Genomic DNA, 23,687 nt, shown 5'->3' with positions numbered 1-23,687 from the left:
TTTCCGCGTGGCCAGAGCTCTTCAGCAGGTCCGGCACCGCTACATCGTTGCACCGGCACCCCAGCGTGCCGGGATGCGCGGGCACCAGCCCGTCTGCTGCAAAGTGCGCGAGGCCTGCCTGGCCGGATACCGCACACCACCGGTATACATCTCGGACCACCAGGTCCGTCACTCCAGCAACGAATCCTCAGCTGCCGGGCCGCTCCGTCGGCGAGATTTGGCAACGAGTCGGCCAGAGGCTCCTCACGAGGGCAGCGGTCGCCGCTGGGAACGGTCTTCCGGTCTTGCCGAGCTACGGCTCAAGGAGTGGCACAAAGGCCCTGCAGAGCGCGCCGCAAGCCCTTCTTGTGCAGCTCATCCAGCTTCATGTTCTCTGCCACCTGACTGTGCGCCCGCGCCACTGCGGCCGCACACCGGGACTCGGACAGGAGGGGCTGATATTCCCGAATTGCCGTCAGCATCCCTGCGTTGATGCGGTTGATTTCCACTCGGACCTGGTCCAGATCAGGGCCCTGCATGGGAGCCGCGGCAGGGTTATTTCGCCAGTACTCGTGGAGCCCGTACTGAATGAGCTTATTGGCCTCGATCTGGTCCTTGAAAAATTCCTGTACCAGGGCCCGATCGACGCCCAGTTCCCGTGCCTGCGCATCCATACCTTCCAGAACCTGCCGCTCACGGACCGGATCCTCGATGGAGCGGCCCGACAGCCACTTCGAGGCGGCGACCTGATCGGCGGTCAGCGCGCGCTCGGCAGCCAACTTCGCCAGCCGCCCCATGGCCTGCTCAGTGAGGTTTTCCGTACGGTGACTGGCATAAGGCGCCTTCTCGGTCACTGCCGTTGCCGCAACGGCCGGCGTTGCGACGACTAGGGCGATGACGGCACCGGCACCTGCTGAGCAGGCCACAAACGTCCGGGTGAGTTTCTGCGAGCGGCGTATGCATCGGCGATTAGCGGGAAGTTGCATTCTTAAACCTTTCTCTTCATATTTTCCGAGCGCCCCTGTACGGGCATCTCCCGATCCCCAAGGAGCATGAGACCTGGTTCGTGACCATCTCCGTGCTGAGGGTCCAGAGATATCCGAGATCTTGAGCGTGAGGGCAGCTTCGTGGCCCGGCTCTCTCAACGGGCCCCTCGGTGCGGGCATGGGGAGAATCCCCGCGGAACTGCCCCGAGGCAGGGCAGAATGAGCACGGGATCACTCGCTGCGTCCTGCTGATCGACCTTAACATCCGTCAAGTGGTACAGCATTCAACTCACGCCCGGTAATCGCCGACGACTCCTTCACAGCTAGTCTCGGATATCCACAGCCCGCCCCGGCGGCCGAAGGCGAACCAATACGCCCAGCCCCGAGGGACTCATAGAGGAAATCCACCAGATGCCTAGGACGGCTTTTACTGACACCCTGACGAAAAAAGCCAGACTTCCAGGCGCAGACCGATGACCCCAGCCGAATCAGAATGAGGCCCAGGACACCCCTTGCCGAAGACCCGCTCACGGGAACTTCAGGCAGGCACGCGTTCGGTTGATCGGCTTCCTGCTGACGGTGAAGCCGCGGCCGTAGAGGCATTTGAAGGAGGTCGTGAGGGTTCTGCGAGCTTCCTCGTGAGCAGGAGTGACGGTGCGTACGCAGGTCTCGGTGCCGACACCCATCTGGAATCCGGCCACAACCTCGGTGACGGTATTGTGCTGGCGCGGGTACGTCAGCGCGACCAGAGCACGCCAGGACGGCAGCAGCCCCTGCAGTAGCGGCCACCCTCACGGATGACGATCAATATCGCACCCCAAGTCCACGAGCACATGCAATAGGTTGATTTACAGCAGGGCATGTGGCCAACAGGGCTTTCAAACGAGCCAGTTGAAACCTCACGCTCATCTCACTCACCAGTACGGTGGGGCGACGGCTCTGCCTCGCCAGGAAAGAGAGATGGTGACTTCCGGCGTGCCCAGGGCGGGGCCGATACACAGGGCTCGCCGTCGGCCTATGGGTGCGTCACTTCAGGCCCCGAACCCCGCGTCGCGCGCCAGCAGTGCCGCCTGCACCCGGTTATCGCAGTCCAGCTTCGCGAGGATCCGGCTGACATAGGTCTTCACCGTGGCCTCGCTCATGTGGATGCGCTGCCCCGCGTCGGCGTTGGACAGCCCCTCGCCGAGCAGCGCCAGTACCTCGCGCTCCCGCTCGCTCAGCGCTGCCACCTGCCGTCGCGCCGCCTCACCCCGGCCCGTGGCGCGGTCGCCCGCCAGCGAGTCCGCCACGTGGCGCGCAGCTGCGGGCGACAGGTATGCGTTGCCCGCAGCTGCCGCCCGTACCGCCCCGATCAGTTCCGCGGGTGCCGAGTCCTTCAGCAGGAAGCCGGCTCCGCCGTGCCGCAGAGCCCGCAGTACGTTGTCACGCTCCCCGAAGGTGGTCAGGATCAGTGCCCGTACACCTGGGGCTGTGCGTCCTAGTTCGGCGAGTGCCGCGAACCCGTCCAGGGCAGGCATCTGGATATCGAGCAGGGCGACGTCTACCAGGTGCCGACGCGCCAGTTCGACTGCCTCGCGCCCGTCCACCGCTTCTGCCACGACCTGGATGTCGTCGGCGGAGGTGAGGATCATCCTGATCCCGGCCCGGATGAGCGGCTCGTCGTCGGCGATGAGGACGCGGATCAACTGATCTCCTGTTGCGCTAATTCTTGACTTCGAACTCACGTTTCTCGATCAGTTTCCCGTCCTTGAAGCAGAACCGGTACACGATGTCGGTGAGCATCCCCTTGGACACATCGGTGGACAAAAGGGTAAGGCAGCTCGCGCCAGCCGGCTCGGCCGGCCCCTTGTCTTTTGCACCAGTGGTGAGGATCGAGTCGCCTGAGGGCAGCTTCTCGCGCACCTGATCCTCGGAGTCGCCGACCTTCACCGAGGTGTAGACACTGGGGTCAATCGTCGCCTTCTCGGCCTCATCGAGCAGCTTGCCCACCCCATACACCAGCACTGCCGCCAGTCCCACCAGGATCAGCAGCAGGGCTGCGCCGCAGCCGATCAGAAGACCACGACTCTTCTTCGAACCCATGATGTTCTTGAACTCCTCGCGCGGATCGGACCAGTCAGTGACCGGTCCACCCTCGCCGGGAGCTGCAGGGCGGGTCTGCTGTCGAAAGTCGTTTGCCGCGTCGACGAAGGTCTTCTCCCCCGTCCCGTACGGGAGCACCCCCGCGAGCCGGAAGCCCCCGCCATCCACCGGTCCGGCGTGCACCATCCCGCCGACCAGCCGGGCCCGCTCCCGGAGCCCGGTCAGCCCTTGACCGCCGCTGACCGCGGCGGGCCACGGCCCGGAGTCCCCCGGCACCGGACCGTTCGCGACCTCCACCACCATCGAGTCCGGCTCGTAGCGCAGGCTGACGGTGATCGGCGCACCGGGCGCGTGTTTGTACGCGTTCGTCAGCCCCTCCTGCGCGATGCGGTACGCGGCGTGGTCGGCCACCGGTGCCAGCGGCTGCGGCTCCCCCGAGCGCTCGAACCGGGCCGCAGTGCCCGCCGCGGCCGCCGACTCAACCAGCGCCTCGATCCCGGCTACCGCCCCGGATACGGGCTGCACTACCGGCGTCTCCTCCGCAGCGCTGCCCTTGAGGATGCCGACCACCTGGCGCAGCTCGTGCATCGCGGCCACGGACGCCTCCCGCAGCACGGCGACCGCCTCGCGTTGCTGGCCGGTCAGTTTTCTGTCCACCTCGAGGGCGCCTGTATGCACGGCGATCAGGGCAAGCTGGTGGCCGAGGCTGTCGTGCATGTCCTGGGCGATCCGCTGCCGCTCACGCATCCGCGCCTGTCCCGAGACCATCTCGCGCTCGCGCAGCAGCTGGGCGTTGCGTTCTTGCAGGGCACGCATCAGGGTGCGCCGCTGGTACCAATAGCGGCTGGTGAGTCCCGGAACGACCGCCGATGCCAGGAAGACGAGGGTGGTGAACGCCAGCTCCCAGGGGGTCAGACGATGAATAACGGCGCTGGCTGCCACGCACACCACGCAGGACACGGCGAATGCCGTCACTGCCCGCACCGCCCCGGCGATCCGGTGCCCCGCAGACCAGCCGACTGGCGCCAGCAGCAGCAGTCCGCCCGGGGTTGCCCCGGTCAGGACCGCCGTGGCGAGCAGGACGGGCACAGGCAGTGCGCGCCGTAGCAGTGACAGCGCGGCGACGGCGAGCGCCGCCGCGAGCATCCGCGGCCAGTCGCTCCCGGTGAGATCCTCTGTTCCTGCCGCGAGCAGGGCGAGCACCGCGGCCATCGCACCTTCTCCCGCCAGCCGCCGCCAGGGCCATTGCTCCGGTCCAATCAGCCGTCGCCACAGGTCGCAGGCCCACAATGTTGCTCTCATGCCCGCACGATAGGCAGCTCCGCCCGTCCGTGGCGTACATCTAACGTCGCGACTTTCGCCCTACCCGGAGGTCTGAGCGGGTGTTCTGCGAGTGCTCGGCGGAGTCGCAGGGCTTCGTCGTGAAGCCGTAATTTCCTGTTCTTGATCACGGGATAATGAGGATGGTGAGGGGTCGGGTGTCGTCGCGGGTGTTGCGGCGATCGCGTGGTGTCCGGCCAGGCCGAGGGCTCCGATGGCGAGGTTGCGCCAGGTGGCCATGGCTCGGGGGGGGCGTTGCCCGTTCACAGCCGGGAGACGTTCTCGGCGAAAGCCGTGTCTCTCACAAGGTGCAGGGCTTCCACCGGCCAGTGCCCGCAGATCAGGGATGCGAGCTGGGCGGAGTGGCCTGCTCAGCGGCCAGGCTCGTGACGGCGCGCACAGTCTTGATGCTGATCTTGCCAGTCCTGCGGTTCACCCTGTGCCGCTTGATTTCGATGGCCTGGGCAGCGCCGGGGAACAGCAGACCGGTCTGCAGGCACCGGACGGACAGCCAGCTGCCGACAGCCCGGTCGAGCAGGTCACCCTCGATCTGGGCGAGCACCCGGCGGATGGCGGCCTCACCAGGAGCGTGGTGCCGACCGGTAAAGGGATCACGGCGGGCACCGAGCCGGGCCAGGACCGGCTGCGAAGCGTCAGCGCCGCACTCCCTGATCGCCAGCAGCAAGGTCGCGCCGGTCAGGACCGCGGCGGCGCAGATGGCGAGCATGCCGACCAGGGGATGAAGCCGACCGTGGGTCACGGGGATCCATCACTGTCGCGAGGCAGGTCAACAGGCCCGGACACTCCTCAACCGACAGGGATGGCGCGGCAGCGAGTTGACCAAGCGAGGCGGGCATGGGAGATGATTCAGCAACGGCAGGCACGGTCTTCCGGCAGGATCATGGGACGTAGGCACTCACATGATCCCTGGTGACCGCGCCTGCCATATCTCATCACCAAACCGACAAAGAAGGCGAGTTGGGGTGAACGCGCTCTAGTCACCTTCATGCCAAAGCCCTGCAACAGCCACAAGCCTCATAACGTCACACACGTCTCATTTGACTTGACGCGTTCCGCAACGCCACGACGTGTCCACGGCCGGTTCCTCCCAGAGACGATCAAATCCACAATTTTGCCCCCGCCCAGCGCTTCAGCCAAGTTGACAACGCTCACCGTAGACCTCCCGCTGTACGGTGGAAGCGCCTCTCCTGATCAACGCCGCCTCTTGGAGAACACCATGAACCCGAAGCACCTCGAACTGATCGAGGAAACCCGCAGGATCGCTCCGGAGAACGTTAAAGTCGAGTTCTCTGGTGAAATCATCATCATGCAGGCGGCCCCGTCGGCCATCCATCAGCGGAATCTTGACCAGGTGGCCCGACAGTTCGCCGGCTATGTTCCTGCAGACCACTTTGCCAGCCAGAACAGCGGACTCGCATCCCCCCAGACAGGGAAATCGCGGACTCCTGACCTGACGATTCTCCCCGAAGATGTCCCTGAAGGGGAGAACAATGAGATCCCTGCTGAACTGGCTCTGATCGCTGTCGAGATCGTATCCCCTTCCAACCCTGAGAACGACTGGGTCGGCAAGGTCCGCGACTACCCTCTAATGGGCATCCCTCTCTACCTGATCGTGGATGCCCGCGAGAAGACCGTCGCCCTGTTCAGCGAGCCCGAGAACGGACGCTACCGCCAGAGGGAAGATGCTGCGTTCGGGGAGGACATCCACATCCCGGCGCCGTTCTCCTTCACCCTCGACACCAGCCGTCTCCTGCAATATTGACCTGCGCTACAGCCAGGGTTGGTTCATGGTCGTGGTGGTCATGTGAGTGTGCTGGTCACAGCGTTGTGACGATGGCGGGTCGGGCCGTCTCATCAACAACGGGGCTCCGTTTGAAGCAGGTGCCCGTCCAAGTCGCCCTGCTGAACCGGAGCCCCGATGTACCGTCACTCTGTCACCATCTGCCTGGTGAAGTCACCCACGCGTCAACACGGATCGCGGGGCTGGAGGGACGGCTGCGGACTCTGCCCGCCCCTCGCCGACGCCCGCTCCTACCTCTCGGCCGGGCAGTGGGCCCGCAGTGCACCGCAGCATGCCCTGGCCCGCCTCGGTGTCCGTGCCACCGGACCCCTTGCCGTACAACGGGCGCCCAGCACCTCGACCATCCACCACGTCCTGCTCGCGGTGTGCCCCGGGGGCCTGGCCAGTCTGGGCTCACGGACCGATGACGCGCCGGCAGTGCACCTGCTGGCCGCTGTGACCGGCACCGGACAGACCGTCACCCAGCTGCGGGTGCCGGGCAGGAGCAACGAGATCACCTGCTTCGCCGCCCTTCTGGATCCTCTCAGCCTCACCAGCGTCGTGGTGATGACCGACGCCCTGCACGCCCAGCGCGCACACGCGAAGTTCCTGGGTCGAGCGGAAGGAGGCCCACTACCTGCTCACCGTCAAGCGCAACCAGCCCCGCCTCCACACCGGAAACCGCACGGTTGCAGGCGGCCGAGTTGTTCGAGCAGAAGGCCAAGCCGTCGGAGGTGGCGCGGCGGCTGTGGGTGAGCCGGAAGCCGGCCTACCAGTGGCATCAGATGTGGCGGGGTGGCGGAGCTGCCGTTCTGGCCTCGCGTGGTCCGAGCAGACCATGGTGCCGTCTCCCGCCGCGCCGCCTGGACAAACTCGCCGCGTGTCTCGAGCAGGGTCCGGCCGCCCACGGCTGGGTGGAAGACCAGGTCTGGACCGCCAGCCGGATGACCACGCTGATCGGCAAGAAGTTCCACGTCTCCTGCAGCGTCTCGGGCGCCACCCGGTTGATACGCCGGCTCAGTTTCTCCCCGCAGGTGCCTGCACGGCGGGTGGCCGAGCGTGATGAGCAGGCCGTGAAGGTATGGAAGGAGTCGACCTGGGCGAAGGTAAAAAAGCCCGGGCGACCCTGCGGGGGCTACATCTGCTTCGAGGACAAGGCAGGCTTCACCCGCCGCCCCCCAGAGGACACACCTTGGGGCCGGCGCGGACACCCCCCGGCAATGAGCCCAGCACGGCGACCCCAAGGGCGATGGAGACCTCCTGCGCGGTGTTGGTCAGGGCGGCGCCCGAGCCCGCCTTGGCCGACGGCAGCACGCCCATGATGGCGTTCGTAGCAGGTGGCACCACATTGGCCATGCCTGCTCCCCACAGGAGGAAGACCACCGCAAGCAGCCACGGCGACGAGTGGACGTTCACCAGTTGCATGAGCAGGATCGCGAGAGCAGTCATGCTCAGGCCTGCGACGACCACAGCCTTGGCACCGAACCGCTGGCCGAGCGCGACACTGCGCGGCGCCAGGGCAAGTTGGGCCAGGGCGAACGGGAGCATCATCATGCCCGCCTGCAGCGGAGTCAGCCCGCGTACGGACTGGAGGTAGATCGAGATGAAGAAATACACCCCGCCGACCGCGAAGAATCCCAGTGAGATCGCACCGACCGCTGCGGACAGCCGGGCGTCGCGGAACAGCCGGACGTCGAAGGCCGGAAAGCGGGTGCGTGTCTCGTGCCAGGCAAACACCGCCAGTACAGCCAGGCCGCCCGCGATCGAGACGGCCACTGCCGGGTTCAGCCAGTCGGAACTCTCGCCGCCATGGACGATCCCCCAGATGACAGCCACCAGCCCGACGAAGGACAGCACCACACCGATCGGGTCGAAGCCGCCTGCTGCGCTCCTGATCTCGGGGACCAGGATGGCCACCACTGCCAGCCCGAGGATGACGATGGGGATATTGACGATGAAGACCGAGCCCCACCAGAAGTGCTCGAGCAGCAGCCCTCCGATCACCGGGCCGATCGCCACAGAAGTGCCGATCGCCGCGCCCCACAGTGCAATGGCCTTACCTCGTTCACGCGCGCCGAAGACGTTCGTGATGATCGCCAGGGTCTGCGGCATGATCGCCGCACCGCCGATGCCCATCAACGCGCGCGTCCACATCAGCGTCCCGGGGGCCTGTGCGAACGAGGCCAGCAGTGACCCTATTCCGAAGACCAGCATGCCGCCCAGCAGTACGCGCTTGCGTCCGATGCGGTCACCGAGCACGCCGAAAGTGAACAGGAGTCCGGCGAAGACCAGGATGTAGGCGTTGATCGCCCATTGAAGCTGTCCCTGTGTCGCGCCCAGCCCTTGTACCGGGTCGGCGATGGTCTTGAGCGCCACGTTCAGGATGGTCGTGTCGATGATGACCATCAGCAGGCTGACCACCACGGCGCCGTGGATGTACCAGCGGCGCGGATGCCCGTCTCCCCCTTGTGCCTGCAGGGACTCCCCCGCGGATCGGCGGCCTTCCATACGTTCTCTCCCTGCCCTTGCTTTGATCACACCAATAACTTGAGGGAACCCTCAACTTCTATGCCCGGCGACCGTACGCTAAATTGAAGGGAGTCTCAAGTTAGGTCTGACGGGGTGGAATGAGGGGCATGAGTACTGATGCGACACCGAAGGCCCGCGCCAAGCGGCGAGACGCGCAGCGCAACCGCGAGAAGCTGATCGACGCCACCATGGACGTCTTCACCGAGCGAGGACTGGACGTGCCGCTGGAGGAGATCGCCCGGCGCGCCGGGGTGAGCATCGGCACGCTTTACAACCACTTCCCCTCACGGGACGACCTGATTGCAGCGTTCTATCCCGCCAAATTCGCCGCGCAGATCGAGGACGCCGACCGGGCCCTCGAATGCGCCCCCTGGGAAGGGTTCGTCTGGTACCTGGCCAGGCTCTGCGAACGGCAGGCCTGCGACCGCGGCCTGAGCGACCTGCTATCCCGGCGTCTTCCCGACACCCCGGAACTCCGCCAGGCATGCGCGCAAAGCTACGAACGAACCAGCCGCATCATCGCCCGCGCACAACAGGACGGCAGCCTGCGCGCCGACTTCACCCCGCAGGATCTGACGTTCGTGATCTGGTCCAGCATTTCCATCATCAAAGCCACAGCTGCTGTCGCTCCCGACGCCTGGCGCCGGCACCTGGCCTTCCTGCTGGACGGATGCCGTGCCACCGCTGCCCACCCCATCGCAACACCCTCACTGGACATGGAACAGGTCCTCAAGACCATGCCCACCCTGGGAACGGCGACAGCGCAACACGAGTAGGAGTCACCCCGAACGCACGGCTCAACAGGATTCCGGCCGGAATCTTGACAGGACCGCGGATGACCGCACCTCGTCCGGATGGTCCGCGACCAGCACACCCGTGCCGGCATCGCCCGTCAAACCGGCACCGGGCGGACGAAGAAGGAGATCATCTGCTTCCTCAAACGCGCCATCACGCGGGAGACCTTCCGGTACTCGCCACGGCGGTCGCGACCCCCGAGACCACTGGCCTCAAGCCGACCCGCCAGGCCAAGAACATCCCACTCACCGCTGCCCCGAAGCGCTTCAGGGCTTGGCCCGCAACCATCTCCAGCGCCGAACGATGCCTTCGCCGGCCTACCGCGGCTGGCTCGCTGCCGCTTGCCCCAAGATGCAACCGGCATGGCAACCGCGTCTGCTTTGATTCCAGCCGGGTGGTCTTCCCTACAAGGGGTTCCTGCTCCCTCTGGCCAACCCAATCCAGTGTCCAGAGTGTCCACACACCAGGGAAACGCCCAAGAGCCTTTCGACTGCTACCAGAAGACCAACCAACAACAGCAATCGACGACCGCTGCACCCACTGAGCCCACAATCGGGCCGGCCTGCCACGCAGACAACCGCCCGCAGATTTTCCACTCCCCATTGACCACCTCATGGCGGTATGTCACTATTCGCCTACACGCTGAAGATACGTTTCCCACCTGTGAGGAAACTTTCGAACCGCCCTACGAGCGCGCAGGTTTCGTTACTGAACCCGTTTCACCCTGTGCCGTAAGGGTCGAAAGGGCTGGTCAGGCGGGGTACGGGTGACGTGGCGAAGCCCCTCGTCGTTGCGGTGTGCTGGCGCATCCACGGAAGAACGAGATGTTCGTGCAGGTCGCAGGTGGTTTCGGGGTATAGACCACGACAGCGTGGCGGTACGTGGACGAGACCCAAGGTCCTGGCCGACTGGGCGCCGGGCCTGCACGAGGCCCTGGCAGGGCTGGGCAAAGGCGACTTCGTCATCGTCGGCGGCACCCTCATTCCCGCCGACCGGACCGCCGCGGACAAGCCGTGCTACTCACAGAAGCACAAGAGACGCGGCATGAACGTGCAGGTCAACGCCCGCCCAGACGGGACGCTGCTGCGGTTCTCCCGTGCCCTGCCGGGCCGGACCCACGGCCTGACCGCTGCCCGTGCGCACGGCATTGTCCAGGCCTGTCGCACCCGGCAGATCCTTGCCCTGGCCAACCGCGCCTACCGTAGCGCCGGCTCAACCATCCGCACCCCCTGCCACGGGCACCGCGAACTCCCTGACCACTACCACCGGTTCAACCGCAACCACGCAAGACTCCGAACCCCGGGCGAACGCATCTTCGCCCGGACTCAAGACCTGACGGATCCCCCACCGACCCGCTGCTCGACCAACCGCATCGGAACCATCGTTGCCGCCATCCACGCCCTCATCCTGACCGGCGAGAACAACAGGATGAAACAGGTTCACTCACACCTGGCCAGCGAACAGAAAACCCGCCAGTTTCAGCCCAATATGCGACCACAGGGCACCGGACTACAGTCCGGAAATCTCAGGCGCTCAGGATCGGAAATCAGGACGCAGGAAGGCAGCATCATGAGCCAAGCGGATCAGGTAATTCTTGTTCAAAAAGCCGAGGTCGGATATAAAGAAGGGTACTCGAACGGCCACTACAATAACTGGCAAAAATTCTCCCCGGCCGTGCCGGGCCTGGAATGGAGTCAGAACCAGGCCTGGTGTCAGACGTTTCAGTCATGGGCGTTCCAGCAGGTCGGCCTGAAGCCTCTTGCGCCTGTGACTGCATCATGCATGACGGCGGTTAACTGGTACAAGAACAAGGGAAGATTCAGCTATTATCCGGCCGTTGGGGCCATGGTTTTCTACGGCCCCAACGGGGGTTCCCATGTCGGCCTCGTCTATAAGTACGACGCGGATTACATATATACGGTCGAAGGGAATACCAACACTTCCGGCTCGGCCGAAGGTGACGGCGTCTACCTTAAGAAACGCGGCCGCCGTGATGTATATACCTACGGGTACGGCTATCCCGAATATGCGGACGGCCTCGTATCCGCAGACCCTAAATTCGGCGGGGTGGCGGCAGCGGAGGGCGGTAAGGGGGATGTCCCGCCCCCGGTTACAGGGAAGCCCTGGGTATGGGCCGATGCTGGATCAGCTCCGCACAAGTGGCCGAATGACACCAGGCTGATCCAGTCTGCCCTGAAGAAGGAGTTCCCGGATATAGATCTCTCCTCCGATAAAGGGGAGTACCGGGAGAAGAGCAAAGAGGCGTACGCACGCTGGCAGGAGTCCTTGGGGTACTCCGGAGCCGACGCAGACGGCATACCCGGGAGGACGTCCTTGACCGCACTGGGGGCAAAATACGGGTTCGAGGTCAGAGGAGAGTATCCGGGAACCGAAACCGATTCGGAGGGAAAGCCTACTGCTCCTGTGTCTGTGGAGAGGCCATGGGTCCTGGCAAATGTCGGGAGCTCACCCGAGAAGTGGCCAGCCAGTACACGCCTGGTACGTGAGGCCCTCATAAAGGAATTCGGCAACATCGACTTCTCCGATGATGGGGATGCCTTTGGCGAAAAGACGAAGAGCGCTTACAGCCGCTGGCAGAAATCTCTCGGATACAGCGGAACCGCTGCGGATGGCATACCTGGGCAGCAATCCCTCCGCAAGCTTGCGGAGAAGTACGGGTTTGACATCCGCAGTGGAAGCGCCAGCGCTTCCGGCAGTATCGGGGCTGACCAGATCGACTTCTCCGGAAAAGGCTCATGGGACTCCGGCCACGCCGCATGCACCGGCTACATCAAAGAAGCTCTGCGGATCATGGGGCATCCGGAGACTCATTGGCTCCCGGGCATGCTCACCATCGCCCAGCGCGAGACAGCGCTCAACTCGCCACAATGGCAGATTAACACTACGGACAGCAATGCCCGGAACACTCCTGAACTATATGGTGGCGGAAAGGCGCCCGATGGATATCCGGGAATGTGCTCCCGCGGTATGATCCAGGCAATTCCGCAGACCTTCGCGCGATACCACCAGGCCGGGACATCCGAAAAAATCTACGATCCCGTAGCCTCTGCCGCAGCCGGAATCAACTACATCATCACCATCTATAAAGTGAACAGCGACGGCAGTAATCTGACAGCCAAGGTTCAACAAGCGGACCCGAACCGACCACCGAAGGGATACTGAGGTTTCTCATACTCCCGGCAGGTTGGTGGGAAATACCGCTTAGCTAAGAGCTCGTAACAGGATCGTGGTCTGTACTTGTTGAGGCGTCTCCAGCAGACGATGCCCTCCAGGCACAGTCTGTCGGACACCGGCCGCGGACCCGGAGCCCGCTCGGGCCATAGTGGAGCAACGGCTCGATCACTGCCCAGAGTTTATCGTCCACGATCCGCGGCCGCTTGCTCACGCCGTCACAAACTGCCGAGGCGCCCCTGACGTCACGGCTGACCATCCAAACTCAACAAGATCCCGTTACGAGCCCTTACAGGACACCATTTACGGCTCTTACGGTCCCTCAGTCAAGCCTGGGACTTTCCTGACCGAATCTCTCTCATCCTCCGTTTTCGCAGGTGCGGAGGGTGTGGACAGCTTGGGTGATGGTTCCGATCCGGTTGGTGGAGCATCCGGCGGAGGGCGCGCCAGGTCTTCAGCCGGGCGAAGGCGCATTCGCCGGGTGCCCGGAGGCGGGCATGGACACGGTTGAACCTCTTGCAGTGCTCGGGGAGTTCACGGTGTCCGTAGCAGGTGCGGACGGTCGCGCCAGCGCCCTGGTATGCCCGGTCGGCCAGGATCCCCCTGGTCGGACATGTCTGGACGATCCCGTGCACGCGGGCGGCGGTCAGATCGTGCGTCCGTCCCGGCAGTGCGCGGGAAAACCACAACGAAGTACCGTCGGGGTGGGCGACCAACAGGGCTCTCTGGCCGGGAGTTCAATCGTCAGACATCTCGTTGACTCCCCTCGCCGGCGGCGAGGAGGTGACCTGGAGCCTGAGCCTGACCGGTGGCGAGCCCGGACTGCTGATTGCTCTGCTCTGAAAAACCAAGCAGGTTCAGGCCGGTGTCGTGAAGGCAGTTGACGCCGCCGTGGCTAGACGTTCTGAGCGTTCTCGTCTCGCGTAGCTTCGGGATGGTTTTCCGGTCGACGAGCCGCCCAGGGACGTACCGATTCGAAGTTCGCTGCTGCACGCAGTACCGAGGCGTCGGCGTGTAGCCGTCCGGCGATCTGGAGGCCGACGGGGCGGCCGTCTGCGGTGAATCCGGCGGGCACGGTGATCGCTGGTGTCCCGGTCATGTTGAAAGGGTAGGTGAGCAGCCAGCCCAACAGCTGGCGTCGCAGTGGCTCACCGGCCAGCCAGTCGGGTGCGAACTGTTCCAAGGGGAACGTGGCCGACGACAGGGTGGGGGAAACGAGGATGTCGTATTCGTGCATGAATCCTGCGAATGCGTCCCATGTTGCGCCGCGGAGAACATCTGCCCGGCCTATGTCGATGGCGGTCAGTGTCTTGGCTTCCTTCATCAGCGCGATCAGGTTGTCGTCGACCTGGCCCTGCATCGACTCCCAGTCGAGCATGTCGTACACGGACGCGTACCCGTGGAGCCAGACGCCGTGCCACATCGCTTCTTCGGGGTTCCCCCACGCTGGGGTCGCCTCCGTGACGGTGGCGCCGAGTTGCTCGAATGCGCCCGCTGCATCCCGGCAGATTCGCTCGACCTCGGGGTCGATGTAGCCGAGCCCGAGGTCCGGGGACCAGGCGACCCGCCAGCCCTTGAGGTCCTTGCCGATTTCCGTCAGGTAGTCGGTACCGTCGGCAGGCAGGCTCAGCGGGTCTTCCGTGTCGGGTCCCGCGACCACGTTCATCATCAGTGCGGCGTCGCGCACGGTCCGTGTGATGGGGCCGTGGTGGGCCCAGGTGTAGAAGCGGCCCGGCAGCATGGACTGCGGAACGCGGCCCATCGAGGGTTTCATTCCTACGACACCGCACAGGGCTGCCGGGATGCGGACCGAGCCCGCGCCGTCGCTGCCTTCCGCGAGCGGACCCATACCTGCGGCGACGGCTGCCGCCGCGCCGCCGCTGGACCCGCCCGCGCTGTACCCGTGTTTCCACGGATTGTGCGTCGGGCCGTAGAGGTGGCCGTCGGTCCCGCCGTAGTAGGCACACTCGGGTGCGTTGGTCTTGCCGAGAAACAGCCCGCCAGCCCCCCGCATCCGCGTGACGAACGCCGCGTCTCGTGCCCCAAGGTTTCCCTTCAGGGGGGCCAGGCCGAGCGTGAGAGGCAGGTCTTTCATCGCGGTGAGTTCCTTGATGGAGTACGGAACACCGTGCAGCGGACCGAGCTCCTCTCCGTCTGCCTGCCGCTTGTCGAGAGCGCGCGCGTCGGCAAGGACCTGCTCGGGATCGAAACTCACGAACGCGTTGACGGCCGGGTTCACGTCTTCGATCCGCGCCACCATGGCGCTGGCCACTTCGGTGGCAGACAGGTCGCCGTTGCGGATCGCCTCCGCGAGGTCGCTGGCAGAGGTCCAGCAGATGTCGTTGTTCATTTGTCGCGTGCTCATTCCGCGTCGGGGTAGGGACAGGTGGCTGGTCATGTGGCGTAGTGAGGGGGAATACGTGTCACTTGTCCGTCCGGAAGGTGCCGGACAGCCGGGGGTCTCCGGGGGCGGATGAGCGGGGCTATCGTGCGCCCCAGGGGTTGTCGATCAGTACACGCCATGTTCCGTCGGGTTGCCTGCGGAACAGTTCCGAGGCTTGCGCTTCCATGCGGATGGGGGTGCCGTCAGGTGCTGTGGTGTCGCACTGCCAGTGGGTGCTGCTCTGGGCGAGGTCTGCGTTCACGATGACCTGGGCGGCAAGGGTTTGCACGGTCGGCTGCATCTCCAGCATCTCGGAGAAGAAGGCGCGGATTTCGAGGGTGCCGCGGTGTATCTGGCCGGACTCATCGACGATGACGGCGTCGGGCTCGTACAGGGCGACCAGTTCGTTGAGTGCGCCGGCGTTGCAGAGCTCGTTGAAACGATGGCCGATCATCGTCGGATCGGTGAGCGGCGTCCTGGGCGTAGCCGGTCCGGTGGAGGGGTGGGAAGGGGTGGTCACTGAAATGTACTCTCCTTTGGTGTGAAGCTGTCGGCTGGGTGCGACGGCAAGGGCACTTTGGGGTGGGCCTCTGTTTGTGGCGGGGAGTGTTGGCGAGCCGGGGTGTTGCGAGGGCTCGGGGGGATGCCACACGGGCTCCGCCTTGGAACAGGTTCGTTACCTGGCTGCTGCGGCACCTGTCACGGTTTCGAGAATCCGCTGTCTTCCGAGGCCGTCGACCATCTGCCAGGCACGCTGGGCGAGTTCCGCGCGTCTGGCGGGCTGGGCGAGCAGATCACGCACGTGCTGCGCCATGGTGGCCGGGTGTGCGAGCACTTCGCTGATGGAACCGAGGCCTTCGGCGCACCGGTGGGAAACCGCCCCTTCGTAGACCGGCTTCTGGTTGTCGACGACCTGGATCAGCGCTGCAGGCACGCCCAGGCAGCACAGCTCGATCGTGGTGGTCCCGGCCGCGCTGATCACCAGGTCCATTCCTGCCATCGTCTGCGGCAGTACGGGTGTGGGGGCGATGACGTCCAGCTGCTGCCCCGGGGCAACTGGCAGAGCGCGCACACCAGCGCTGTCTTCGGTCACCACAGTCAGGTGCAGGGCCGGGATCTGCAGCAATGCTTTTGTGAGTTTCCGCGCGGCGCGGCGGACGTCGGTGCCGCCGAGAACCAGCAGCACACGTGGTGTTGGTGTTGCCGCTCGGCTCAGTACCTGTTGCACCGGGTCGGCGGGGCGTAGTGCCCGGATGTTGTCGCGGATGACGGCGAAGGCGGGTCCGCGCAGCAGCAGCCCGCCGTTGGTGGGGGGCGGATTGGAGCGGTCGGCGCCAATGTTCTGGTCGTAGAGCACATCGGCGCAGGCGTGTCGTATCTCGCCGTCGTAGGCTGCGATGACCGGGGCGGCCGTCGCAGCCGCGCGATAGTGCGCCGTGGGTATGTGGTAGGCGTCGACCACGACAGCCGCGGGTGCCAGCGTCCTCAGGCACATACGGAGGCCTTCGGCGGTGTCCGGCGCGTCCATCACTGTGACTGGCGTGGCGGCCAGGACTTCTGTCAGCCAGGGCACCTCGCACGTCCCGAGCAGGACCGGACGCATTCCGCGTGCGGCCGCCTCCTGTGCCAGGGCGATGCAGCGCATGATGTGCCCTGTGCCGATATCAGGTGTGGCGTCGGCGCGCAGGGCCAGTACTTGGCTGTCTGCCATTATCCGCCCTCTGCAACGTGCTGAGCGTGGACTCGCTGCCAGTGATCGCTGATCATGGCCTCGAGGCTGGAGTGTTTCGGGGTCCATCCCAGATGTTTGATGGCCTGCCGTGCGTCCGCGATCGAGCAGGTCACCTCGTTGGTGTGGGCCGGCTGGTGGTCGACGGTGATGCTGCGGCCGGAGATCTGTTGTGCGGTGTCGATGACTTCATTCACGCTGGCCGGCACGGCACCGATGTTGTATGTCTGTGCCGTGCCCGGCGTTGCGGCGTCCAGTGCCAGGCTGACTGCGTCGACGACGTCGGCGATGTGGACGAAGTCCCGGATCGCGTTGCCGTCACCGTGGACGCGCAGGGTGCGGCCGTAGGCTGCGCAGTCCAGCACCTGGGGTATCAGTGCGTTGCTGCCGGGAGCCTTGCCTTCAGGGGTGACTCCGGCGGCGTTGAACAGCCTGAGGGTGACCGCGCCGAGCGCGCCGGTGCGGGCATAGCTGTCGACCGCGTGCTCGGCGGCGAGCTTGGTGCGGCCGTACACCCCTGTCGGCGTTGCCGGATCGGTTTCCTGCAGGGGCCGTTCCTGTCCGGTGCCGTAGACGGCGGCACTGGACAGGAACACCATGCGCATCGGGTGACCGGTGCGGGCGTGCTCTGCGACCATCGCGTCGAGCAGGTGTACGGTGCCGGCGACGTTGGTGCGGTAGTAGTCGCCCACAGCGAGGGGTGAGCGGACCCGCATCAGTGCCGCCAGGTGGCACACCGCGTCTGCTCCGCGCAGCGCGCGGCCCGTCGATTCGTGGTCGGCGAGGTCCGCGGTATGACCGTGTACACCAGGCGGCCAGTCGGATCGGCTGGTCCTGGAGAGCGCCACGATCTCATGTCCGGCAGCCGACAACGCGGCGACGACGCTGAGACCCAGGTATCCGGTTGCCCCGGTCACCACAACTCGCATGGCGCCCGTCACGCACCCGCGCTGGCCAGCTCGCGGGCGATGAGGTCGAGCCACAGCACGTACTCGAGCGACATATCCAGGTCGTACCAGATCAGGTCGGTCGTGCTGTCCCAGTCGGTGCCGTGGAACCACTTGTCCCGCGTCCATACGCCCTGGGGGTCCTGGTTGTGCACAATCAGATCGGCGATCTGGACAGCGAGTTCCGCGTAGTGGCACTCGCCCGTGAGGCGGAACAGCATTGCGGCGCTCAGTCCTACCTTGCCGCATGACGGGTGCAGGAGTGCATCCGGGTTGCACGACTGCACCATGTAGGTCATCAGGTCGTGCGCCAGTGCGAGGTGCCTGGTATCGCCGGTCTTCTCGTAGAGCGCAGTCAGGAACACGGCCGGGGCTCCCAGGAACCACCAGTCCTGTCCTGGCTTCTGGACGTTCAGGTGGTGGGCATCGTATGTGGTCAGCAGTTCGCCCTCGGCGGTAGCCGAGGTGTAGAACACCGATGTGCGGCCGGGCTGGCAATTCCACAGGTCAGCAATGAAATCGGCCGCGGCCAGGGCTACGTCCTGCTTCCCGTGGAACAGCGCGGCGAGCCCGCTGATGCTGGTCGAGACGGTGTCGCAGTGCCCGTCGCTGGCCCGCGGGCCCACCGAGCGGAACCCGCCATGGGCCGGGTTCTGCATGGTGGCGATGAAGGACATGAATCGTTCGGACAGGTCGAACTGGCCGAGCAGGTGCGTCCCGATAGCCAGGTAGCCGTTGGCGTACAGGTAGTGGATGTCGAGGAAGTAAGGTTCCTGACGGGGCGAGGGCACATCGCCGTCAGCGGCGAGATGTGAGCGCACGTAGGTCGCAAGCCGCGCAGCTTCGGTTGTCTTACCGGCGCACTGCAGTGCCCAGATTCCCTTGTAGGAGGACTCGATCACCTCGCGGGATGACGGCAGCGAGCCGTCGGGGCGCTGGCTCTGCGCCAGCCGGTCAGCTGCCCGCGAGGAGGCTGCCTTGTAGATTTCAATGCGCTGATTCATGTCGATCTCTTCGCAAGTCAACTGAACGGATCTCCTTGTCCGGAAAAAGATGTACGAAATGAGTGCTCAAATTCGCCGTTGCGGGCGTCAGGCGATGAGTTCTTGGATATCTGCCACCGACAGCCACTGGTCGTTGGTGTCGGACTGGTAATTGAACCCGTCCGGCAGGCGGCCGTCCGTCGGCATATCTCCGTCGAGCAGGCCGGACTGCGGCAGCATGATGTAACGGTCGCCGCGTTTGAACGTCCGGACAGCGTCGACCGTGGAAATCATCTCCTCGTGGAGCTTTTCCCCCGGCCGCAGGCCCACCTCATGAGTGGCTGCTCCCGGCGCAATGGCCTCTACCAGGTCGACGACTCGCATGCTTGGGATTCTCGGGACGAAGAGCTCGGAACCCTGCATAGAGCTGAACGAGCTGACAATGAATTCCACTGCCTGGTCAAGCGTAATCCAGAACCTGGTCATCCGCTTGTCAGTGATCGGCAGCGACTTTTCCTCGGCTGCCAGCCTGCGGAAGAACGGGATCACTGAACCCCGGCTGCCCAGCACATTACCGTAACGCACCACGCTGAATTTGGTCGCCTGGTTGCGCGAATCCAGATTGGCCGAGGTGAACAGCTTGTCCGCACACAGCTTGCTGGCACCGTAGAGATTGACCGGACTGGACGCCTTGTCCGTGGACAGGGCGACCACCTTGCGAACCCCAGCACCAACGGCTGCGTCGATCACATTCTGCGAACCGGTCACGTTGGTGCGCACGTATTCGTACGCATTCACCTCGGCCGTGTCGACCTGCTTGAGCGCTGCGGCGTGGACCACGAAGTCGACACCGTGCATGGCCTTGCACAGCCGCTCACGGTCCCGGATGTCTCCGATCATCCACCTCAGCCGCGGATCCCGGCCGAAGTGTTCTCGCAGCTCGAACTGCTTGAGCTCATCGCGGGAATATACGATAACCGAACGCGGCCCCAGCTTTGCCAGCGCATGCTCGATAAACTTTTTCCCCAGGGACCCCGTCCCTCCGGTGATCAAGATGACACTGTCGGCGAATTCATTCGTTGACAATTTTACCTCGGCTCGAAATTTTCATTGTTCCGCACTGACGAGACCAGGGCGGATATGTCTGTGACCACGCCGAAAACGTGACATCACTTTCAGGAATGCGGGATGAGTACGCTGGCGGTTCCCGCGCCCGGCGCACCAGATGCCGCAGCGCTCTGCCCGTAGGCTGGCTGGAGACCTGCTCCGGCCCGGCCACACGGACACGTGCCCCTCGCGGGGCTACCGGATCACTGCCTTGGTCCGCATGAGGAACTCCCCGAGGTATCCGTCGTGTGGAACTCCGGGCAGCATCAAGGTCGTCGGGGTGTCGCCGAGGTACACATTGGTGATGCTCGGCTCGCGCAGCAGGTCCTCGATCAGCTGCCGGTCTTCGGTCATCGCGGTCACGACCAGGGACCGCTTCAGCGGGGCGATCCCGTCCTCCGGTGCCCACGGTCCCACCCATACGCAGGGAAACGGCAGTTCGACGTTGAGCTGGGAGGCGTCCGGCGACCGGACTTCGTGTACGGCGGGTCGCAGGACGGCCCCGCCGGCGGGCAGTTCGTCGACGATGGAGTCCCCTCCGAGCCATGGGCGGGTTCCCTCGGCGACCGTGTGCAGATACTGGTCGATCTTTTCGGCCTGTTCGCACGGCTGGACTGTCAGGACCGCCGCCGGATCTTCAGCTGCGAGGCTCGGTATCTGGGAGAGCCTGTCCGCCAGTGCTTCCGCGAGCGGAGCGGGATCACCTTCGATGAGCACCGAGGTGGTGCACACGCATGCAGTACCGCCGAGGTAGCTCACCGCGTCGGCGATCAGGCTGACCTTGTCGCGCCAGTCGACGTCCTTGGTGACCAGGATCTTGGACCGGCCGGGGCCCTGCGGCAGTACCCGCGGATTGCCGGCGTACTTGTCGACCACGTCCTGGCCGCCATAGACCATGGCGTAGTCCGCCTCGGCGATGATCACATCCGCCGTCTCGTAATCGGTGGGCAGCAGTGCAACGCTGTCATCGCTGAAACCTGCTTCCCGCAGGGCCGAGATCAGCCGGAATGCGGTGAAAGGCTCACGGTTCGAGGGCCGCACCGCCACCTTGTAGCCCAGCGCTAGCGCCTCCGGCCACAGCCCGTGCACGCCTGGGGTATTGCCGGAGGCATGCACCGCGAACACATCACCCTTGCGGGTCCATACCGCCGAGCCGCTCTCCGTCCTGGGGTCGTCCCAGCAGGCAGCTGCCCCCATCGGCATCGCGAGCCCGGCGGTATGGCGCAGCGCTCGCAAGGCGTCGGCGACCCCGGCGATCGATCCCCGGACGACAGACAGCGGCACCCCTGAGGCAACCGAGACCAGGTGGGCGTACTGGTCCGCGTTCATGTCTGCGATGGTGCCGGTCAGATAGATGTCGGCAGCCTTGTCCAGCATCGCGATGCGGTCGGTTGCGCTCGGGACCGGCGCTTCACGCATGGCGGCCACCGTACGCCGCACGTACAGAGGGGAGACCAGGCCGATCTCGCCGATCTTCTCACCGGACACGCTGGTCAGGTCCATGCGCCGGCGAGTGCGGTAGATGCCGTCGGCGCCGAGCGCGTCAACATGCACCAGCTCTGCCATCAGTACACCCCTTCGATCACCGGGGTGCCCCCGAATGTGGACACGGGGCCGACTCCGGCCACTGAGGAGCCGATCACACCTTCCGGCGGCTTGATCCGGGTCGCCATGTCGCGCTCCAGATTGTTCGGCAGCAGGGCGTATTTCGTGAGATGGCTCATCACGACCTGCCCGCGCTGGCCGAACCCGACCTCTTCGCCCGTCTCCGGGTCGACGACGCGGAAGAAGATGTACGGCGAGAAGGGATCACTGACAGGGTTCCCGTCGAATTCCTCGTCGTGGCGCTCTTTCGCGCCTCCGAGGATGGTGGTGCTCCCGTAGATGCCGAGCAGCGGGATGCCGGGGAAAACCTGCGAGCGGAGCAGTTCCCGGGTGTCCGCGTCCATCTGCGCCCCGGACCAGATGATCGCTCGTACCGACTTGTTGATGAGGTCCACCAGGTCCGCGTGGCGTGCGAGGCGCTCCAGCAGTGCAGGGGTGGTGGCCAGGACCCCGACGTCCTGGGTTCGCAGGATGTGTGCCGCCTGGTCGACGATGTGCTCGGCGTACGCGTCCGCATCCCCCGTTCGTCCCTGGGAAATGAGGACCTTCACCCAACGGGGATCGAGGTCCACGGTGAACTTAACGCCCCCGCAGCGGCGGGCCCAGCGTGTCGTCACCTCACCGAACATATGAGGACCGGACGGCACGATAGCCAGTGAGTTGAGCGGTCCCGTCTCCGCGACGATCTCGTCCAGCCGGTCACCCCACCAGGAGAGGAACCCCTCGAGCCACTCCTCGAACATGACGAACCGCTTGGGCGGTCCCGTGGTGCCACTGCTTTCGTAGATCCCGGCGATCTGCTGACTCTGCCCGAGACCGCGCGGAATCAGGTCCTCGATCGCAGTGTCGCGGAACTCGTCGATGAAATTGGGGAACTTCGCAAGGTCAGCGACGCCGTTGACATCGGTGAGTGGATCAAAGCCGAGTCGGGCCGCGCGGCGCAACCAGAACGAGCAGCCGGTCTCGGGGCGGAAGTGCCACTGCATGAGCTCGCGCACATACTCATCAGGATCGATCCGGGACGGATCCGTCGTAATATCGAGAATCGGTGAAGACATCGCACCCTAATTCGCTCGTATCTTTTTTCGGTAAAACACATCAGCGTATGCTGATGCCTGCACAAAGAGCGGACTGAATACGGCGGCCCTTGGTTCAAGAGGGATGGCACAGTATTGGATCCGAACTTTACAAAACTCTAAGCCTTCGCTAATGAAGCACCGCCTGGGCACCTCACATGCATGCAGCACTGAGAGTGATGAGCTACCTGCCCTAAATTGTGTGGCGGGCGTGCTGGGCAGCGAAGCTGGCGCACCACGATGTGGAGCTGGAATTCTGGATTCCGCAGAAGCGTCTCGTTCCGTGAGTGAGGCCGTCGGCCGAGGTACCGCTGGCCGCGCGGACATGACCTCTTGAGGTGGGTGCACGGCAGCTCGTCGAGGGCAGCCCGGTCAGGCGCAGCTCAACGCATCCGGTGTTCTCAACGAACCAGGCGCAGACGGTTGTCCGGTGGGCTGGGGCCTGGTCGGCAACCACGTAATCACTTGCGGCGCGCGCCTGTCGGGCCAGATCATCCACACAGACCGCTGCCTACGAGCTCAGCCCACCGCTACTTAGTGTTCTGGCCCGATCTGCAGGCTTTTCACCCAGGGCGCGCAGATCACGAGGAGCCGGTCCGGATGATCTGCCACAGCTCCTTCGGTACTGCTCTCCACCCTTTGGCCCGGATGGTGCGCACCGTCTCTTTGCCGAGCAGAGCTACGCCGAACAATTTCACTGCCCAGCCGAGCAGGGCGAGGATCACCAGCACGACAACCGGAGTGAAGTTCAGCTCTCCTTGGCCGTCGGCAGCGGACTTGGCCAAGACGGCCAGGGCAGCGGCCTCGAAAACGTACGACATGCCCAAACCGCCGAGCACGCATAGCGCGCCTGCGCGCACTCGGTTCATGATTCCGCCTCTCAGGTGGTGCACCAGATTTGCTGGCCAGAGCCTCCTGCACCGGTGAGGCCAGACCGGACTCCTGCTCTCCGCCGATCCGCTCCGCAAACGCCCTCCAGCAGGCGGCCGTGCGCATGGTGACGGGCAGTCAGCCATTACAGACTTCCGGCGCCCGACACAGGACCTCCCGTCCCAGCCAGCCCCGCCGATTTGCCCGGCGGGTGCTCTTCCATTCTTGGGGGCTACGGCCGGTTTCAAGATCATCCCGGGGGTCGATTCTGCCTCCGCCTTACGCTGAACCGTGATACGACGA

General features: G+C 64.8%; 15 protein-coding genes and 4 pseudogenes. 4 read left to right on the top strand and 15 right to left on the bottom strand.

Translation table 11 applies throughout. The annotated features are described in order from the left end of the window. Positions 1 to 299: 299 nt before the first annotated feature. The 4 genes from DXZ73_RS38630 to DXZ73_RS39955 all read right to left on the bottom strand — a co-directional run bounded on the left by DXZ73_RS38630 (position 300) and on the right by DXZ73_RS39955 (position 5,094). Complete coding sequence (locus tag DXZ73_RS38630; protein ID WP_162889891.1) at positions 300 to 833, bottom strand: chorismate mutase; 534 nt, start codon at positions 831 to 833, stop codon at positions 300 to 302. A gap of 1,163 nt (positions 834 to 1,996) precedes the next feature. Beyond that, the gene (locus DXZ73_RS37545; RefSeq protein ID WP_116209012.1) at positions 1,997 to 2,650 is read right to left on the bottom strand and encodes a response regulator; all 654 of its coding nucleotides are present in this window, start codon (positions 2,648 to 2,650) and stop codon (positions 1,997 to 1,999) included. Positions 2,651 to 2,666: 16 nt separating this feature from the next. Continuing rightward, positions 2,667 to 4,259 carry a sensor histidine kinase gene (locus tag DXZ73_RS37540; protein ID WP_240351015.1) on the bottom strand — a complete coding sequence of 531 codons (1,593 nt, stop codon included), beginning with the start codon at positions 4,257 to 4,259 and terminating at the stop codon, positions 2,667 to 2,669. A gap of 448 nt (positions 4,260 to 4,707) precedes the next feature. Next, positions 4,708 to 5,094, bottom strand: a complete 387-nt coding sequence (locus tag DXZ73_RS39955) for a transposase family protein (RefSeq protein WP_240351017.1) — start codon at positions 5,092 to 5,094, stop codon at positions 4,708 to 4,710. A 510-nt stretch (positions 5,095 to 5,604) separates the two neighbouring features. On the opposite strand from DXZ73_RS39955, the gene DXZ73_RS37530 reads away from it, so the two are divergent. Together DXZ73_RS37530 and DXZ73_RS40770 are read left to right on the top strand one after the other, a co-directional pair. Then, positions 5,605 to 6,150 carry a Uma2 family endonuclease gene (locus DXZ73_RS37530; protein ID WP_116215323.1) on the top strand — a complete coding sequence of 182 codons (546 nt, stop codon included), beginning with the start codon at positions 5,605 to 5,607 and terminating at the stop codon, positions 6,148 to 6,150. A 695-nt stretch (positions 6,151 to 6,845) separates the two neighbouring features. After that, positions 6,846 to 7,418: pseudogene (locus DXZ73_RS40770) on the top strand (helix-turn-helix domain-containing protein); the annotation flags it as partial. Positions 7,419 to 7,467: 49 nt separating this feature from the next. Here the strand turns inward: DXZ73_RS40770 and DXZ73_RS37520 are convergent. Next, positions 7,468 to 8,574, bottom strand: a pseudogene (locus DXZ73_RS37520) (MFS transporter); the annotation flags it as partial. A 230-nt stretch (positions 8,575 to 8,804) separates the two neighbouring features. Here DXZ73_RS37520 and DXZ73_RS37515 point away from each other — a divergent pair. Together DXZ73_RS37515 and DXZ73_RS39945 are read left to right on the top strand one after the other, a co-directional pair. Next, positions 8,805 to 9,473, top strand: a complete 669-nt coding sequence (locus DXZ73_RS37515) for a TetR/AcrR family transcriptional regulator (RefSeq protein ID WP_240351018.1) — start codon at positions 8,805 to 8,807, stop codon at positions 9,471 to 9,473. Between the two features lie 819 nt (positions 9,474 to 10,292). Beyond that, positions 10,293 to 10,902, top strand: a pseudogene (locus DXZ73_RS39945) (transposase family protein); the annotation flags it as partial. Between the two features lie 2,140 nt (positions 10,903 to 13,042). On the opposite strand, the pseudogene DXZ73_RS37500 reads toward DXZ73_RS39945, so the two are convergent. From DXZ73_RS37500 to DXZ73_RS37460, 10 genes and pseudogenes are all read right to left on the bottom strand, one after another. Beyond that, positions 13,043 to 13,394 (bottom strand): annotated as a pseudogene (locus tag DXZ73_RS37500) (transposase family protein); the annotation flags it as partial. Positions 13,395 to 13,579: 185 nt separating this feature from the next. Then, a complete protein-coding gene (locus tag DXZ73_RS37495) occupies positions 13,580 to 15,034 on the bottom strand; it encodes an amidase (protein WP_116209021.1) in 1,455 nt (484 codons plus the stop codon). 133 nt (positions 15,035 to 15,167) lie between these two features. Next, entirely contained in the window at positions 15,168 to 15,587 is a 420-nt protein-coding gene (locus DXZ73_RS37490; protein ID WP_162889892.1) for a YybH family protein, read from the bottom strand. Positions 15,588 to 15,743: 156 nt separating this feature from the next. Then, positions 15,744 to 16,778: a PseG/SpsG family protein gene (locus DXZ73_RS37485; RefSeq protein WP_162889893.1), complete on the bottom strand. Its 1,035-nt coding sequence runs from the start codon at positions 16,776 to 16,778 to the stop codon at positions 15,744 to 15,746. Then, positions 16,778 to 17,725, bottom strand: coding sequence for an NAD-dependent epimerase/dehydratase family protein (locus tag DXZ73_RS37480; RefSeq protein WP_240351670.1), 948 nt, complete (start codon positions 17,723 to 17,725; stop codon positions 16,778 to 16,780). The genes DXZ73_RS37485 and DXZ73_RS37480 overlap by 1 nt, the downstream gene beginning before the upstream one ends. 8 nt (positions 17,726 to 17,733) lie before the next feature. Beyond that, positions 17,734 to 18,747 carry a hypothetical protein gene (locus DXZ73_RS38625; RefSeq protein ID WP_162889895.1) on the bottom strand — a complete coding sequence of 338 codons (1,014 nt, stop codon included), beginning with the start codon at positions 18,745 to 18,747 and terminating at the stop codon, positions 17,734 to 17,736. Positions 18,748 to 18,834: 87 nt separating this feature from the next. After that, positions 18,835 to 19,812 (bottom strand): UDP-N-acetylglucosamine 4,6-dehydratase (inverting), encoded by a 978-nt coding sequence (gene pseB / locus DXZ73_RS37475; RefSeq protein WP_205519062.1) that lies wholly within the window; start codon positions 19,810 to 19,812, stop codon positions 18,835 to 18,837. 216 nt (positions 19,813 to 20,028) lie between these two features. Continuing rightward, entirely contained in the window at positions 20,029 to 21,399 is a 1,371-nt protein-coding gene (locus tag DXZ73_RS37470) for an aldehyde dehydrogenase family protein (protein ID WP_205519063.1), read from the bottom strand. Continuing rightward, the gene (locus DXZ73_RS37465; protein ID WP_338059101.1) at positions 21,399 to 22,382 is read right to left on the bottom strand and encodes an AMP-binding protein; all 984 of its coding nucleotides are present in this window, start codon (positions 22,380 to 22,382) and stop codon (positions 21,399 to 21,401) included. Before DXZ73_RS37465 ends, DXZ73_RS37470 begins: the two co-directional genes overlap by 1 nt. A gap of 713 nt (positions 22,383 to 23,095) precedes the next feature. After that, on the bottom strand, positions 23,096 to 23,383 hold the full coding sequence (locus DXZ73_RS37460; protein WP_162889896.1) for a hypothetical protein: 288 nt from the start codon (positions 23,381 to 23,383) through the stop codon (positions 23,096 to 23,098). Positions 23,384 to 23,687 lie beyond the last annotated feature (304 nt).

This window comes from Streptoverticillium olivoreticuli subsp. olivoreticuli (genome assembly GCF_003391135.1).
Taxonomy (GTDB): domain Bacteria; phylum Actinomycetota; class Actinomycetes; order Streptomycetales; family Streptomycetaceae; genus Streptomyces; species Streptomyces blastmyceticus.
The sequence above is the reverse complement of the archived record's forward strand: the minus strand, read 5'-3'. Positions and strand labels throughout refer to the sequence as shown.

Bases quoted from the DNA above. Each gene is read 5' to 3' on its own strand.
- DXZ73_RS37540 (WP_240351015.1), bottom strand. From the start codon at position 4,259: ATGGCCGCGGTGCTCGCCCTGCTCGCGGCAGGAACAGAGGATCTCACC.
- DXZ73_RS39955 (WP_240351017.1), bottom strand. From the start codon at position 5,094: ATGCTCGCCATCTGCGCCGCCGCGGTCCTGACCGGCGCGACCTTGCTG.
- DXZ73_RS37530 (WP_116215323.1), top strand. From the start codon at position 5,605: ATGAACCCGAAGCACCTCGAACTGATCGAGGAAACCCGCAGGATCGCT.
- DXZ73_RS37515 (WP_240351018.1), top strand. From the start codon at position 8,805: ATGAGTACTGATGCGACACCGAAGGCCCGCGCCAAGCGGCGAGACGCG.
- DXZ73_RS37495 (WP_116209021.1), bottom strand. From the start codon at position 15,034: ATGAACAACGACATCTGCTGGACCTCTGCCAGCGACCTCGCGGAGGCG.
- DXZ73_RS37485 (WP_162889893.1), bottom strand. From the start codon at position 16,778: ATGGCAGACAGCCAAGTACTGGCCCTGCGCGCCGACGCCACACCTGAT.
- DXZ73_RS37480 (WP_240351670.1), bottom strand. From the start codon at position 17,725: ATGCGAGTTGTGGTGACCGGGGCAACCGGATACCTGGGTCTCAGCGTC.
- DXZ73_RS38625 (WP_162889895.1), bottom strand. From the start codon at position 18,747: ATGAATCAGCGCATTGAAATCTACAAGGCAGCCTCCTCGCGGGCAGCT.
- DXZ73_RS37470 (WP_205519063.1), bottom strand. From the start codon at position 21,399: ATGGCAGAGCTGGTGCATGTTGACGCGCTCGGCGCCGACGGCATCTAC.
- DXZ73_RS37460 (WP_162889896.1), bottom strand. From the start codon at position 23,383: ATGAACCGAGTGCGCGCAGGCGCGCTATGCGTGCTCGGCGGTTTGGGC.